This is a genomic window from Mesorhizobium sp. WSM4836 (assembly GCF_055811815.1).
This window is the reverse complement of record NZ_JBVVQF010000074.1, coordinates 1-1298: the sequence shown is the minus strand read 5'-3', so window position 1 is coordinate 1298 and position 1298 is coordinate 1. Positions and strand designations below refer to the sequence as shown.

1 protein-coding gene is annotated in these 1298 nt (G+C 60.6%); it reads right to left on the bottom strand.

All coding sequences use genetic code 11. The features are described 5' to 3' along the window. Positions 1-37: 37 nt before the first annotated feature. Positions 38-1240, bottom strand: a complete 1203-nt coding sequence (locus AC0L2P_RS32105; protein WP_473507232.1) for an IS256 family transposase — start codon at positions 1238-1240, stop codon at positions 38-40. Positions 1241-1298: the final 58 nt, after the last annotated feature.

Below are 1298 nucleotides of genomic sequence, written 5' to 3'. Positions count from 1 at the left end.
GGGACTGTCAGGAATTCTGTGCGCGAGGCCGGTTTCGTCATTGGCTGACGAACCTTTCGCCGAACACGACGGCGAACTGGGTCCTGGCCTCGAACCATTCGCGCGGCGGTCGTTTCCATTCCTCGGCCGCATGGTTCAAAACAAGATATAGCAGCTTCATGGCCGCATCGTCACTCGGGAAGTGTCCCCTGGTGCGAACGGCGCGGCGCAGCTTCGAGTTCAGCGCCTCAATGGCGTTGGTGGTGTAGATGATGCGGCGCACGCTTTCAGGGAAGGCGAAGAATGGCACAACGTGCTGCCAGTTGCGCCGCCAACTCTGCGCGATCGCCGGATATCTCTGGCCCCAATAGCCGGCGTCGAACGCATCGAGTGCGGCCAGGCCGGCTTCTGCGTCCTTGGCCCGGTAGATCGCGCGCAGCGCCGGCACGACGGGCTTGCGGTCCTTCCACGACACGAACTCGAACGAATGACGGATCAGATGCACGATACAGGTCTGGACCACGGTCTGCGGGAAGACGGCGTTGATCGCCTCGGGGAAGCCCTTCAGCCCGTCGACGACGGCGATCAGGATGTCGCCGGTGCCACGGTTCTTCAGTTCGTTCATGACGCGCAGCCAGAACTTGGCGCCCTCGGTCTGCTCGATCCAGATGCCGAGAATCTCCTTGGTGCCATCGGGCAGGATGCCGAGCGCGATGTAGATGGCCTTGTTGCGGACGAAGCCTTCGTCCCTGATCTTGACCCGGATGGCATCGAAGAAGACCAGTGGATAGCAGATGTCGAGCGGCCGGTTCTGCCATTCGGCCACTTCGTCCAGGACGGCGTCGGTGATGGCCGAGATCAGGTCCGGCGACACCTCGATGCCATAGAGCTCTTCGAGGTGGCCGCGGATCTCGCGAACCGTCATGCCGCGCGCGTACATGGAGATGATCTTGTCGTCGAAGTCCGGAAATCGGCGCTGGTATTTGGCAATCAACTTCGGATCGAATGTTCCGGCCCGGTCGCGGGGGATCGAAAGCGTCATCTTTGACGTGCCCGTCAGAACCGACTTCTTCGAATGGCCGTTGCGGCGATTGGCGTTGCCGGCGCCGCCTTCATCTTCAAGGTGCTCGTCCAGTTCGGCGTTCAGTATCCGCTCCGAAAGCGCCTTCTTCAGATCGTCGAGCAGCCCGTCTCTGGCGAAAATCTCATTCGGATCGCGACCCGCAAGCAGTTGGTCCAGAAGTTCCTTCTCGATAGCCATGTGATGATTCTCTCCTTTTCATCATCATGGCCTCGCGCACAGAATTCCTGACAGTCCC